The sequence below is a fragment of the Agrococcus casei LMG 22410 genome (assembly GCF_900163565.1).
In the GTDB taxonomy this organism is placed as follows: Bacteria; Actinomycetota; Actinomycetes; order Actinomycetales; family Microbacteriaceae; genus Agrococcus; species Agrococcus casei.
In genome coordinates, this window is the sequence record NZ_FUHU01000026.1 from 57,106 (window position 1) to 69,938 (window position 12,833).

Genomic DNA, 12,833 nt, shown 5'->3' on the forward strand with positions numbered 1-12,833 from the left:
CGCGGCAGGTCAGTGCGTCAGGTGAGCTCTCGGTTCACCGCAGGCGAGTCGACATAGAGCTGGCGGTCGATGACGCGCCCGTAGTCGTTCGTGATGACGGTGCGGTTGCCTCCGCGCACCCAGATCTGGCCCTCGGCATCTGCATGGATCGGCTCGCCGACTATGCCGATCTCGACACCTGAGAGCGGGAATCCGACTGTTCCAGGATTCGCTGCGACCTGTTCTGGTGATGCCACGGTCACGGTGCCGGTCTCGGTCATGGCGTAGGCATTGAGCACCACCGGACCCCAGATGTCGGTGAGCCTGCTGACGAGTGCCTCTGTGAGCGGCTCGGCACTGCACACGACTCGTCGGAGCGACGGCGGCTCAGCGCCGCTGCTCTCGAGGATGTCGGCCATGTCGCTGAAGTGGGAGGGGATGCCGCTTGCGAGCGTGACGCCTTCGTTGCGCATCAGGTCGAGTCGCTCAGGCGCGGTCGCGTGCGGCGCGTAGACCAGCTGCGCACCCGTGAAGAGGCACGAGGCGAGCAGCTGAAGCCCGTGTCCGTGGTGCAGCGGCGAGCAAGCGAGCACGGAGTCGCCCCGTTCGATGCCGATCCGCCTGTGCAGCGAAGCCAGTTGGCGAACGCCGCCGTAGCCGACAGGACGCGTCACGTGCGCCCGAGGCGACCCGGTGCGGCCCGACGACAGCAGGATGATGCGAGACCTGCGCCTGGTGCGCCCGAGCGAGGTTCCGGAGGACTGCGCCAGCTCAGAGACCCGGCTTGCCGAGATCGCCGGCCCGGTGTGCCAGTCGGGCTTCTCGCCGTCATGGATGAGCAGGGCGTCGCGCGGCACGACGTGGGGCACGACCTCTGCGTGGGTTGCGGCGTTGATGGGCATGACGTCGAGCCCGAGCCGGTGCGCGGCCAGCAGGGGCAGGATCATGTCCTCGCCCTCGCTCGAGACCACGATCATGCGGGGCTGGCGGCCGAGCACATGCAGGTACAGGCCGGCAGCCAGCGACTCTGCGGTGTTCCACAGCTCGCGGAAGGAGTAGCGCTTCGTGGCGGTCACGAGCGCCGTGCTGTCGCCGAAACTCGTCGCAGCCGCCTCAGCCAGTGTGGCGATCGACATGCCGTGTCGACGGGCGGCACGCACGAGGCGTCTGGTGTTCTGCGGGGTGAGTTGCAACACACTGACAGCGTATACAACCTCGGCCGCGCATCCGCCTGCCGGTTGCTTGGTACCATCGACTCCACAATGGCTGCTTTCGGTTCTCTCTCATCCCGCCTGACGGAAACGCTCGCGAAGCTGCGCACGAAGGGTCGACTCTCTGCGAGTGACGTCGACGGCACCGTGCGCGAGATTCGCCGTGCGCTGCTCGAGGCAGACGTCTCGCTCGACGTCGTCAAGGACTTCACTGCAAACGTGCGCGAGCGAGCGCTCGGCGAAGAGGTCTCGAAGGCCCTCAACCCGGCCCAGCAGGTCGTGCAGATCGTCAACGACGAACTCGTGCGCATCCTCGGCCAGGACCAACGCCGCATCGAATTCGCGAAGCAGCCTCCCACGGTCATCATGCTTGCCGGTCTGCAGGGTGCCGGAAAGACGACGCTTGCGGGCAAGCTCGCGAAGTGGCTGGCCGGCGAGGGCCACACGCCGCTGCTGGTCGCAGCCGACCTCCAGCGCCCCAACGCCGTCAACCAGCTGCAGGTCGTCGGCGAGCGCGCTGGTGCCGTGGTCTACGCGCCTGAGCCCGGCAACGGCGTCGGCGACCCCGTCAAGGTGGCCAAGGCGGGTGTGAAGCTCGCCCAGCAGCGCCAGCACGACGTCGTGATCATCGACACCGCCGGTCGTCTCGGCGTCGACGCCGAACTCATGAAGCAGGCCGCGAACATCCGCAAGGCGGTCAACCCCGACGAGGTCCTGTTCGTCATCGACTCGATGATCGGCCAGGACGCCGTCGCGACGGCCAAGGCCTTCCAGGAAGGCGTCGACTTCACGGGCGTCGTGCTGACCAAGCTTGACGGCGACGCCCGCGGTGGTGCCGCGCTGTCGATCAGGGGAGTGACCGGCAAGCCGATCATGTTCGCGTCGACGGGCGAGGGGCTCGACGAGTTCGAGCCGTTCCACCCCGACCGCATGGCGAGTCGCATCCTCGACCTCGGTGACATCCTCACCCTGATCGAGCAGGCGCAGAAGGCGTTCGACGAGGACGAGGCACGTGCGAGCGCAGAAGCGCTCATGAACGACACCTACTCGCTCGAGGACTTCCTGAAGCAGCTGCAGCAGATGCGCAAGGCGTCGAACATGAAGAGCCTGCTCAGCATGTTCCCCGGGCAGAGCAAGCAGATGAAAGAGGCTGTCGAGAACTTCGACGAGGCTCAGCTGGTGCGCTACGAGGCCATCATCCAGTCAATGACCCCCGTTGAGCGGCGTCAGTCGAAGATCCTCAACGGCTCGCGTCGCCTCAGGATCGCAAAGGGCGCCGGAGTCACGGTGACCGAGATCAACCAGTTCATGAAGCAGTTCGACGGTGCCGCCAAGCAGATGCGCACCATGGCCAAGGGCGGCATGCCGAACATGCCCGGCATGGCTCCGATGCCCGGCATGCACTCGTCGAAGAAGGCCAAGAAGGGCGCTCCTGTGAAGGCCAAGCGCTCCGGAAACCCAGCCAAGCGGGCTCAGCAGGAGGCCGCTGCGGCTCAGGCCGGTCAAGGCAAGCAGGGCTCGTCCTTCGGCGGAGGCGCGTTCGGCGGCGGTCAGACGGCCGACGCTGATGAGTACAACGCGCTCACCGGCGACGATCAGGCCACGCTGCAGAAGATGCTTGGCAACAAGCAGTGATTCAGGCGCGCAGGTCGTCGATCAGCATGTCGACGACACTGTGCATGCCGCCGGCTTCGGCCCCGCGGCGCTGACGGCTGGCGGCGTTGCCGGTCGACAGGATGCGCGGCACCTGCTGCAGAGCGGCTGCGGCGCCGATCTCGTCGGCAATCGGCATGAGGCGATCGACTGCCTCGGCCGCCGCTGTTCGCACGGGAGCCGTGCGCCCCTTTTCGATGACGATCTCGGCCTCCAGCCCGTAGCGGGCGGCCCTCCAGCGGTTCTCGCGGAGCAGCCATTCTGGAAGCTGCTGCGTCGCTGACTGCGAGACGGATGCGCGACGCGCCTCCTCAGCAAGGGCTGCGGTCAGTGCGCTCACGGCGGCGACCTCTGCGATCGACGTCGCGCCGTCGGCGATGCGCGACTCGACCGTGCCGAAGGCGGCGGCGGGCCGCACGTCCCAGCGGAGCTCGTTGACCGAATCGACCGCTCCGCAGTCGATGAGATCGGCTGCGGCCGCCTCGTAATCGGCCCAGCTGGCAAAGACAGGCGGAAGGCCTGCGTTCGGCAGCTGCTGGAAGATCATGGTGCGCTGCGAGTCGAAGCCGGTGTCGGTGCCGTGCCAGAACGGGCTGGAGGCGCTGAGGGCCAGCACCAGCGGAAGGCTGCCGACGAGGGATCGCTGCAGGGCGATGGCCGTCTCGCGATCGTCGACGCCGATGTGCGTGTGCACTCCGAGGATGATCTGGCGCGCGCCCCAGCTGCTGGCTTTGGCGAGGAGGCGACGGTACATGTCGTCGTCGGAGACGCGCTGGTCGCGCCAGTGGGCTGCGGGGTGGATGCCCATGCCGACGAGCGCGAGGCCGCTTGCCTCGGCATGGGCCAGCACGGAGTCGCGCAGCCCCTCGAGCTCAGCCACAGCGGCGTCGACGCCGACGTGGACTCCGGTGACGAGCTCGATCGTGTTCGTGAAGAACTCGCTCTTGACCCGCTGGTCGCCGAGCGTGCTCACGAACTGCTGCGCGCATCCGACGAGTGCACGGCTGGAGGGGTCGACGAGCTGCAGCTCCCATTCGATTCCGATGGTGCCGGATGCAGAAGTAGCGAAGTCCACGTTATGAGCGTAAAGCCACGCACGCGACTTCTGCCAGGAGACGCACCGAACGCGATGGGACACGTGCGCCGAAACTGTGTAAGAATAGATGCTTGGAGTTCGACGTGCCTGCCCTCTCTCGTGGCGCGGCGACTCTTCCTAGCCTCCCCGTTGATTTCGGCCCCACGAAGTCGGCGGGTGCACCGTTCGCAAGACAAGTTGGAGAAACGTGGCAGTCAAGATTCGCCTCAAGCGCTTCGGTAAGATCCGCAGCCCCCATTACCGCATCGTCGTCGCCGACTCACGCACCAAGCGTGACGGTCGCGTGATCGAAGAGATCGGCAAGTACCACCCGACCGAGCAGCCCTCGTTCATCGAGGTCGACTCAGAGCGTGCGCAGTACTGGCTCAGCGTCGGCGCACAGCCGAGCGAGCAGGTCGCAGCACTCCTGAAGCTGACCGGCGACTGGGCCAAGTTCAAGGGCGAGGGTGACACCGAGTCCAAGGTCCAGGCCCCCGAAGGCAAGCGCGAGTTCACGGTTGACGCCGCGAAGAAGACCGTGCTCAAGCCCAAGGCTGAGCCCAAGGCCGAAGAGCCGGCTGCAGCCGAGGCTCCCGCTGAAGAAGCAGCTCCCGCTGCCGACGAGGCTCCTGCCGAAGAGGCAGCTGCCGAGACCGAGCAGTCGGAGTAATCATGCTGCAGGAGGCTCTCACGCACCTCGTCTCGGGTATCGCTCTGCGACCCGAAGACGTCAGCGTTGCCTCCCGCTCAACCGATCGCGGCGAGGTCCTCGAGGTGCGTGTGCACCCCGAGGACCTCGGTCGCGTCATCGGACGGTCGGGACGCACCGCGAAGTCGCTCCGAACCGTCATCACGTCGCTTGCCGATGGGCGTCGCGTCCGCGTGGACGTGGCGGACACCGATCGCTAGCGAGGCAGCCGCACGCACTCAGTTGCGTGTCGGCAGGCTCACCAAGGCTCACGGCCTCAAGGGCGGTCTCAAGATCGAGCTCTACACCGATGAGCCGCAGCGCCGCTTCACCAAGGGCGCGACATTCACGCTGCAGGTTCCTGCAGCGAGCAAATGGCACCGCAAGTCACTCGAGATGACTGACTTCCGTGTCTACAACGGGCACCCCGTCGGCTTCTTCAAGGGCGTCGACGACCGCTCCGAAGCCGAGACGCTCGTCAAGGCGATCCTGTGGGTCGACCAGGATCCGCTCGAGCTCCCCGCCGAGCCAGACGCATGGTACGTGCACCAGCTCTCCGGGCTGAAAGTCGTTCGCGACGGAGTCGCCATCGGCATCGTCTCGAGAGTCGACGCGTTCCCGGCGCAGGACATCCTGGTCATCGACGTCGACGGCGCAGAGGTCATGATGCCCTTCATCAAGGCATTCGTGCCGTCGGTCGATCTGCAGGAGGGCACCGTGACGATCACGCCCCCCGGCGGACTCTTCGAAGAGCTTCCCGACGAGGCAGAGTAGCGCCCGTGCGCATCGACATCATCACCATCTTTCCGGAGTACTTCGGTGTTCTTGACGTCTCCCTGATGGGCAAGGCTCGGCAGAGCGGCCTCATCGACGTCGGCGTGCACGACCTTCGTGAGTTCACAACTGACCGACACCGCACGGTCGACGACACTCCGTACGGCGGAGGCGCGGGCATGGTCATGAAGGCCGAGCCCTGGGCGCTGGCGCTCGACAGCATCGTGCGCGCTGACGGCACCAGCACCGTGGTGTTTCCGACGCCATCCGGCACCGTATTCACGCAGCGCTCTGCGCGCGAGCTCTCAGAGCACACCCACCTCGTGTTCGCGTGCGGTCGGTACGAGGGCATCGACGCCCGAGTTCCCGAGTACGCGGCCTCGATCGCCAGCGTGCGCGAGTTGTCGCTCGGCGACTACGTGCTCAACGGGGGAGAAGTGGCGTCGATGGCCATGATCGAGGCCGTCGCCAGACTCATCCCCGGCATGGTCGGCAACCCCGACTCCCTTGCAGAAGAGAGTCACGAAGGCGGCCTCCTCGAGTACCCGAATTTCACCAAGCCGGCGCTGTGGCGTGACCGCGAGGTTCCTGAAGTGCTGCTCAGCGGCAACCACGCTCGAATCAGCGGCTGGCGACGCGACCAACAGATCGCCCGGACTGCAGCGGTTCGTCCGGATCTCCTCGCGACAGAAGCAGAAGATGCCCCCGAGCCTCCCAAGGCAGATCGGTAGGATCGACGGCATGGCTCTCCGACGCGCTCTCTTCTGGGTGTTCATTGCGAGCATCATCGTGCTGCCTGGCTGGATCATGTTCGGCCGTGCGCTGTTCGGCGCGCCCCTCGGCAGCGGACTCCTGCTCTTTGCACTGCTTGCCCCACTGTTTGCGCTGGGCATCGCCGCTGTGGTCGGCATCACTATCCTTCGCAATGAGGTGCGCAAGCCTCGTGCCGTGATGTGGCGCGACGTCGCCTGGGTCGGGCCGTGGCTGCTGCTCATTCTGCTCTTCGGCTTCTTCGTCGTGGTCGAGGGGCCATCCGGTTCCGCGAGCGCGTTCAGCGCAGTTGCCGGTGAGGGCGCAGTCGGCGCCTCGAGCGTCATCGCAGTCATCCTCGCGTACGCCATTCCGATCTCCGGCGTCGTCGTGTTCTGGAAGCAGATGCGTGCCGTCGCCCGCGAGACGCAGAACCGCCTCAAGAACTTCGCAGAGCGGGTGCAGGAGGAGTCTGGTGCTCCCCGGCCTCCGAAGCAGATGGACGCCAAATTCGAGCGCCCCGACGCGCCGCAGTCCGGTCAGCGGATCATTCTCGACAACGACGACGATTCTGTGGCAAGATAGGTAGCTGTGCCTCGTGCAGTCTCTGCCGTAGGGGAGCAAAGCGAGTGCACTTCGTCACAGACCATCATGACAACAGCAGCCGACCCGCGGCGGTTGCAGAGAGCGATACCGCTATGCACATTCTCCAGGACCTCGACAAGCAGAGTCTGAAGAGCGACATCCCCGACTTCCGCACCGGTGACACCGTCAAGGTTCACGTGAACATCGTTGAGGGCAGCCGTTCGCGTGTCCAGGTGTTCCAGGGCTTCGTCCTCGGCCGTCAGGGCCGTGGCGTCGGCGAGACCTTCACCGTTCGCAAGATCTCCTTCCAGGTCGGTGTCGAGCGCACATTCCCCGTGCACTCGCCGAGCATCGAGAAGATCGAGCTCGTCAGCCGCGGTGACGTCCGTCGCGCGAAGCTGTACTACATCCGCGGCCGCAAGGGCAAGGCTGCGCGCATCCGCGAGAAGCGCGAGAACTGAGTCAACTGAACTCTTGAAGGGCGGGCCAGTCGGCCCGCCCTTCATCGTTGGCGCAGTTATGATTGGCAGGTTGGAAAGAGGGTGTCAATGGCCGAAGTCGATGCGCGGAGCGCAGAAGACAATCCCCAGTCGCTGGGCAGAAGCGCACTGCTGATGCTTCGGGACCTCGTGGTCATCTTCCTGATCGCGATCCTGATCTCCTTCCTCGTCAAGACCTTCCTGATGCGTCCGTTCTACATCCCGTCGGAGTCGATGGCTGAGACGCTGCAGGTCAACGACCGCATTGCGGTGAGCCTCCTGCAGCCCGAGCTGATCGACATCGAGCGCGGCGACATCGTCGTCTTCGAAGACCCGGGCGGCTGGCTGCAGCATGCTCCTGCAGAGGAGCGCAGCGGCGCCGCCGGCTACATGCACGACTTTCTGGTCTTCATCGGCCTGGCACCCGACGAATCGCACGGCTACCTCGTCAAGCGCGTCATAGGGCTGCCGGGCGACGTCGTCGCATGCTGCAACGACTTCGGCCAGGTCACGGTCAACGGCACACCCATCAACGAGCCGTATCTGCATCTCGAAGACGCATCGCTGCCTGCTTCAGGCACCGAATTCGAAGTCACGGTTCCCGAAGACTCCCTCTGGGTCTTGGGCGACAACCGCTATCACTCGGCCGATTCGCGGGCACACACTGCAGGCCCGCACAGCGGATTCGTGCCGATCGACAACGTCGTGGGCAGAGCGATTCTGACAACCTGGCCCATGGACAGGTGGCGATGGCTCGACAACCACGCCGACGTCTTTGCGAACGTGCCAGAGCACGCAGCTCCGTGATCTGGCCCACCAGCGATCTCGAGTCTGAGCTGCTTGCCAGAGCTCCGATCGTGATCGGCATCGACGAGGTCGGCCGCGGCGCAGTCGCAGGCCCGCTCGTTGTCGGGGCAGCCGCCTGGACACACGAGACGGTGACGTGGCCCGAGTGGCTGCGCGACTCCAAGACCCTCAGTGTGAAGCGGAGAGAGCAGGTTGCGGCAGAGCTTGCCGACACTGTCGACATCGGGCTCGGCTGGATCGACGCTGACACGATTGACCGAATCGGCATCGTGACCGCATTGGCGCACGCGGCAGTCCGTGCCGTCGATGACCTCGCACGCAAGGGAGTGCAGGTGCAGGATGCGCACATCCTGTTGGACGGAACACACGACTGGCTCAGCGAGCACCTCGAGCACGCACCCCAGATGACGGTCAGAGCGAAGGCCGACCGCGACTGCGTCTCCGTTGCCGCCGCCGCGTGCTTCGCAAAGGTGGCACGAGACGACTACATGGCCGACCTGGCTCGGCTGCACCCCCACTACGCGTGGGAACGCAACCGGGGGTACGGCACCGCGGCGCACATGGCGGCGATCGCGGAGCACGGCCCCACGGGGCACCATCGCCAGACGTGGCTGCACTGACGACAGAGCAGGTCAGCTGCCGCCGGCGATCTCGACCACTGCGTAGCTCATGCCTGCGACCTCTTCGTCGTCACTGGCACTGAGGCTGACCTGATAGGTGCCGTTCTCGAACACTCCCAACGTCAGGTTGCTGAGCTCCTGCCACGCGGTTTCGGTGAATCCTGCCGCCGTGAGCAGATCCCGGGCCTCCTTCACGGTGTCGTAGGGCGAATCCGAGTCGAAGAACACCATCCAGGTGCGTCCCTGCGGCAAGTCGTTGACTGTGGCCGTGTTCATGTCAGCTTCGACCAGCGGCACGTCCGCCGGAAAGTCGTCAGGCAGCGATGCGCCGGCATCCGCGTCTGGCTCGGCTGCCGCGTCCTGATCAGACTGCTGCTCCGCGTCCGCTGCGGTGTCCTGCTCTGCAGACACGGCGGTCTCTTCGCTCTGCACTTGGTTGTCGCCGGCGTCTGACGAGTCCGTGGAGCATCCGCTGACGGTGAAGGCGAACAGCGTCGTCCCGACGACTGCGGCGAGTCTGGTGAAACTGGTGTGATTGTGCATATCGACCGGCGCACCGGCCTCCTTCTCTGTATTGAAAGGCCTGGGAACCCAGGTGGTGCGGAGTGCAGTCTGTGACGGTGTCAGCATGCCCGTGTGCCCTCACATGTCGCTCACACAGCTGCGCTGCGCTCAGTAACCGGCAAGTAACGATTCGGGTCGATCTCGGCAGGCGTGTGAAGCCATCGATACAGTCGAGTAATGAGTGACCGTCAGTGCCATGGGTGGAGTGCAGGACTCGGTGGGTTCTGACATGGCTGCCCAGTCTGACTCCATCGAAGTCCTGCTGCTCGGCACCGTCGCGGTCACCAGCGCCGTGAGCAGTGAGCCGTTGCGTGGGCGTCGTCAGCGAATCACCCTTGCCCGGCTGGCACTGGCCGAAGGGCGCCCCGCGCCGGTGTCTGCTCTGATTGACGACCTCTGGCCAGAGAAGCGGCCCAAGGACGCTGTGCATGCGCTGCAGGCGCACATGCACAGGCTGCGGCAGACGCTGCAGCTCGACATCGAGTTCATCAACGACGGCTACCGGCTTGCTGACGACCGGATCTCGGTGGATGCACGGCGGTTCACGCAGTCGAGCGAGCGTGGCAGAGCGCTGCTGGCTGCGGGTGAAGCCGAGCTGGCGGCGACGGAACTCGAAGGTGCACTGGGCCTCTGGCGCGGTCCGGCGCTGTCTGACATCGACGATGTCCTGGGTCTGCGTCCGTTCGCATTGCGGTTGGACGAGATGCGCCGGCAAGCTGATGCTGACCGCGTGGAGGCTCTGCTGGGCTGTGCTCGGGGCCACGAGGTCATCGGCGAACTGCGGGCAGCCGTGGCCATTGACCCGTTGCGGGAGCGATCGTGGCATCAGCTCATACGCGCCCTGTGGTCTGAAGGTCAGGAGTCGGCTGCGCTGACCGCATACGGCCAAGCGCGCGAGGCATTCGTCGAGGCGCTCGGGGCAGAGCCGGGGTCGAAGCTCCGAGAGCTGCATCAGATGATGCTTGAAGGTCGGCCGGCCGAGGACCGTGCGCCTGTTCCGTCAGCAGACCGTCATCGTCATGGCACCACGGGTCAGACCGCGGGCATCATTGGGCGCGCCAGAGAGCTGGCGCTGCTTGACCAGGCGTGGAGTCGCAGCCGTGCGGGAATCCAGGTCGTCACGATCACGGGTGAGCCGGGCATCGGCAAGAGCCATCTCGGTGAGCACTTTCTGCGTGCAGCAGCTGGTGCAGATGCGGTGGTGCTTCAGGGACGATGCGCGCCGTGGACGGCCACCGCGTACCAGCCGTTCGCTGACGTCGTGCATCATTTCCTGACGGAGTTTCCTGATCTCGTCGACGAGAGCGAGCTGCAGAAGCGGGCTCCTCAGCTCGCCACGATTCTGCCTGAGCTGGGTGATGCCCAGACCGCAGTCTCTGATGCGATCGGGGTTGATGCCCACGCGACCATGGACGCGGTTGCTGCGTGGTTGGCCGAGGTGTCACGGCGGCACCCGGTGGTGCTGTTCATCGAAGACGTGCAATGGGCGGATGAACAGACCCTGTTGACCCTGCGGCGCCTGCTGCACAGTCCTCGCAACGTGAAGGCCCTCATCGTCGTCACCATGCGCGATCAGCATGACGAGGTCGACGAGAGCTCACCCCTGGCCGAGCTGCTGCGCCAGTCGGATCGGGTCACGCATGTCCACCTCGCGCGCTTCACGGATTCCGACGTGGCACGACTCGTCTCCGCCGAGCGCGTGAGGCTGGCCACCTCGGCATCGGTGCCGCAGTGGTTTGACGAGTACGTGCGTGATGCCTCGGGCGGCAACCCCCTGTTCGTGGTCGAGCTGACGAGACACCTGCTCATGACAGAAGCCGTTGGCGCGCACGACATCCGATCGCTCCCTCCCGGGGTCTCTTCCGTCGTGTGGAGCAGGGTTGATGCCATGCCCGCTGATGCGAAGAGCGTGCTGCAGCATGCCGCAGTCATCGGACATCGGTTCGAGCTGGGCTACGCGGCAAGCGTCAGCGGCATGAGTGAAGCAGAAGCAGAGACCGTGCTGCGTCCCGCGCTGCAGCATCACCTCATCGAGCCAGACGGTGACAGTCTTCGGCAGTTCAGGTTCAGCCACGACATCGTGCGCATGGCACTCTACGACTCCCTTCCCGCGCTCCTGCGGGCCCGTTTGCATGAGCGCGTCGCGGCACTCAACGAGGCGGAGGCCATGCTGGATGACCTGCAGCGTCACCAACTGCTCGCCCATCATCTGCTGCGGGCAGACACCGCGGGTGCCGAGCATCGTGCGGCGCAGCACCTGCTGATGGCCGGGCAGGAGTCGTACGCTCGTGGAGCGCTGGCCGACGCTGAGGGACTGCTCGAACAGGTGCTGCCGCTGTTGTCGAGGGAATCGGATGCGGCTTTGCGCTGCGATGCGCTCACGACTCTGGGGATGGCGCAGCTTCGGCTGGCTCGTCCTCGCTATCGCGACACGCTGCTGGAGGCCTCTCGAACTGCGGTCGATCTTGACGACGCACCGCGTCTGACTCGTGCGGTGCTCGCGAACACGCGAGGGTGGTGGTCGGGCACCGCCAGCCTCGATCAGGAACGCATCGTGCATCTTGAGACGGCGTTGGCACGATGCCCGGACGCAGATCAGTCGGTTCGAGCGCAGCTGCTCGCGGCATGGGCGATCGAGAATGTGCGCGAGCCCAGGATGCGCGGCGAGGTCCTTGCTGCCAGTCAGCAGTCGCTCGCTCTCGCCGAGCAGAGCGGCGACGATCACTGTATTCCGGCCGTGCTGACCCAGCGGTACGCGACCATGCACGCGCTGTTCGAAGACCCCGCTGAGTGCGTGCGAATCAATCGACGCCTGCTGACGCTGGCCAGCCGTTCCGGAAGCGCTCGGATGCGGCTGTCAGCGGCCCTCGGGCTTGCACAGTCGAGCATGCGGTTCGGAGAGTTCGCCATCGCCGACCGGTACATGTCGGAAGCGGCTCGCCTGTCGGCATCGCTCGACGATCCTGCACGACTGTGGCTGGTGCAGGGCTGGCAGGCGATGCGCACGCTCGTGCTCGGCAAGACTGCTCTCGCCGAACAGCTGATGCTCGACTGCTACAGCCTCGGAGCCAAGACGGGTCAGGCGGATGCGTTCACCTGGTTCGCGGGGCAGCTGTTCACACTGCGAATGGTGCAGGGACGCCTCTCTGAGATTGTTGACCAGGTGCGTGAGCAGGTTGCGACGGTCGCCCACGGCATTCCATCGTGGCGTGCTGCTCTGGCTCTGACATTCGCCAGAACAGGGCACCTCGCGGAGGCCGAGTCCATTCTCGATGAGTTCGCAGCCGACTCGTTCTCGCAAGTGCCTCGCGACATGCTGTGGCTGCACGGCGTGCACTACCTGACTTTGACGAGCGAAGAGCTTGGTCGACATGACCTTGCCCCTGCGCTCTATCGGCTGCTGCTGCCGTACAGCGGCATGGTCGCCTCCAATGGCACCATCACCGCAGGGCCGGTGGATCTGCACCTCGGGGTGCTGGCACGGCTGCAGCGTCAGCACAGTCTGGCCGAACAGCACCTGCGGGCTGCAGCGACAATGTGCCGTCGCATCAATGCGCCGGTCTGGCTCGAAATGATCAACGACAGGCTGGCACTGCTCGCAAAGGCCAAGTGACCTCAGCAACAGCCACGTGAACGGAATGTGAGCGC

General features: G+C 65.4%; 13 protein-coding genes. 10 read left to right on the forward strand and 3 right to left on the reverse strand.

Annotation, left to right across the window (positions count from 1 at the left end; translation table 11 throughout):
- Positions 1-17: 17 nt before the first annotated feature.
- Positions 18-1,175, reverse strand: a complete 1,158-nt coding sequence (locus CZ674_RS05240) for a class I adenylate-forming enzyme family protein (RefSeq protein WP_143244653.1) — start codon at positions 1,173-1,175, stop codon at positions 18-20.
- Between the two features lie 66 nt (positions 1,176-1,241).
- On the opposite strand from CZ674_RS05240, the gene ffh reads away from it, so the two are divergent.
- Complete coding sequence (gene ffh / locus CZ674_RS05245) at positions 1,242-2,825, forward strand: signal recognition particle protein (RefSeq protein ID WP_086991481.1); 1,584 nt, start codon at positions 1,242-1,244, stop codon at positions 2,823-2,825.
- 1 nt (position 2,826) lies between these two features.
- Here the strand turns inward: ffh and CZ674_RS05250 are convergent, their stop codons facing one another.
- The gene (locus tag CZ674_RS05250) at positions 2,827-3,918 is read right to left on the reverse strand and encodes a carboxylate-amine ligase (protein WP_159456909.1); all 1,092 of its coding nucleotides are present in this window, start codon (positions 3,916-3,918) and stop codon (positions 2,827-2,829) included.
- A gap of 208 nt (positions 3,919-4,126) precedes the next feature.
- Between CZ674_RS05250 and rpsP the strand changes: the two genes are divergently transcribed.
- The 8 genes from rpsP to CZ674_RS05290 all read left to right on the forward strand — a co-directional run bounded on the left by rpsP (position 4,127) and on the right by CZ674_RS05290 (position 8,621).
- The gene (gene rpsP, locus CZ674_RS05255) at positions 4,127-4,588 is read left to right on the forward strand and encodes a 30S ribosomal protein S16 (protein WP_086991483.1); all 462 of its coding nucleotides are present in this window, start codon (positions 4,127-4,129) and stop codon (positions 4,586-4,588) included.
- Positions 4,589-4,590: 2 nt separating this feature from the next.
- Positions 4,591-4,827 (forward strand): RNA-binding protein, encoded by a 237-nt coding sequence (locus CZ674_RS05260; RefSeq protein WP_086991484.1) that lies wholly within the window; start codon positions 4,591-4,593, stop codon positions 4,825-4,827.
- A gap of 22 nt (positions 4,828-4,849) precedes the next feature.
- A complete protein-coding gene (rimM, locus tag CZ674_RS05265; RefSeq protein ID WP_327078615.1) occupies positions 4,850-5,380 on the forward strand; it encodes a ribosome maturation factor RimM in 531 nt (176 codons plus the stop codon).
- A gap of 5 nt (positions 5,381-5,385) precedes the next feature.
- Positions 5,386-6,111 carry a tRNA (guanosine(37)-N1)-methyltransferase TrmD gene (gene trmD, locus CZ674_RS05270; protein WP_086991486.1) on the forward strand — a complete coding sequence of 242 codons (726 nt, stop codon included), beginning with the start codon at positions 5,386-5,388 and terminating at the stop codon, positions 6,109-6,111.
- A gap of 10 nt (positions 6,112-6,121) precedes the next feature.
- Positions 6,122-6,715: a hypothetical protein gene (locus tag CZ674_RS05275; protein WP_086991487.1), complete on the forward strand. Its 594-nt coding sequence runs from the start codon at positions 6,122-6,124 to the stop codon at positions 6,713-6,715.
- A 113-nt stretch (positions 6,716-6,828) separates the two neighbouring features.
- Complete coding sequence (gene rplS, locus CZ674_RS05280; protein WP_086991776.1) at positions 6,829-7,176, forward strand: 50S ribosomal protein L19; 348 nt, start codon at positions 6,829-6,831, stop codon at positions 7,174-7,176.
- Between the two features lie 87 nt (positions 7,177-7,263).
- Positions 7,264-8,001 carry a signal peptidase I gene (gene lepB, locus CZ674_RS05285; protein ID WP_234988440.1) on the forward strand — a complete coding sequence of 246 codons (738 nt, stop codon included), beginning with the start codon at positions 7,264-7,266 and terminating at the stop codon, positions 7,999-8,001.
- A complete protein-coding gene (locus CZ674_RS05290) occupies positions 7,998-8,621 on the forward strand; it encodes a ribonuclease HII (RefSeq protein ID WP_234988442.1) in 624 nt (207 codons plus the stop codon). Before lepB ends, CZ674_RS05290 begins: the two co-directional genes overlap by 4 nt.
- Before the next feature lie 12 nt (positions 8,622-8,633).
- Here CZ674_RS05290 and CZ674_RS05295 read toward each other — a convergent pair whose 3' ends face one another.
- Positions 8,634-9,164 carry a hypothetical protein gene (locus tag CZ674_RS05295; protein WP_086991489.1) on the reverse strand — a complete coding sequence of 177 codons (531 nt, stop codon included), beginning with the start codon at positions 9,162-9,164 and terminating at the stop codon, positions 8,634-8,636.
- Positions 9,165-9,366: 202 nt separating this feature from the next.
- Here CZ674_RS05295 and CZ674_RS05300 point away from each other — a divergent pair, with 202 nt between their 5' ends.
- Positions 9,367-12,798, forward strand: coding sequence for a BTAD domain-containing putative transcriptional regulator (locus CZ674_RS05300; protein WP_143244654.1), 3,432 nt, complete (start codon positions 9,367-9,369; stop codon positions 12,796-12,798).
- The last annotated feature ends 35 nt before the right edge of the window (positions 12,799-12,833 follow it).

Coding starts and splice junctions, on each gene's coding strand:
- CZ674_RS05275 (WP_086991487.1), top strand. CDS start 6,122: ATGGCTCTCCGACGCGCTCTCTTCTGGGTGTTCATTGCGAGCATCATC.
- CZ674_RS05260 (WP_086991484.1), top strand. CDS start 4,591: ATGCTGCAGGAGGCTCTCACGCACCTCGTCTCGGGTATCGCTCTGCGA.
- CZ674_RS05295 (WP_086991489.1), bottom strand. CDS start 9,164: ATGCACAATCACACCAGTTTCACCAGACTCGCCGCAGTCGTCGGGACG.
- lepB (WP_234988440.1), top strand. CDS start 7,264: ATGGCCGAAGTCGATGCGCGGAGCGCAGAAGACAATCCCCAGTCGCTG.
- rplS (WP_086991776.1), top strand. CDS start 6,829: ATGCACATTCTCCAGGACCTCGACAAGCAGAGTCTGAAGAGCGACATC.
- ffh (WP_086991481.1), top strand. CDS start 1,242: ATGGCTGCTTTCGGTTCTCTCTCATCCCGCCTGACGGAAACGCTCGCG.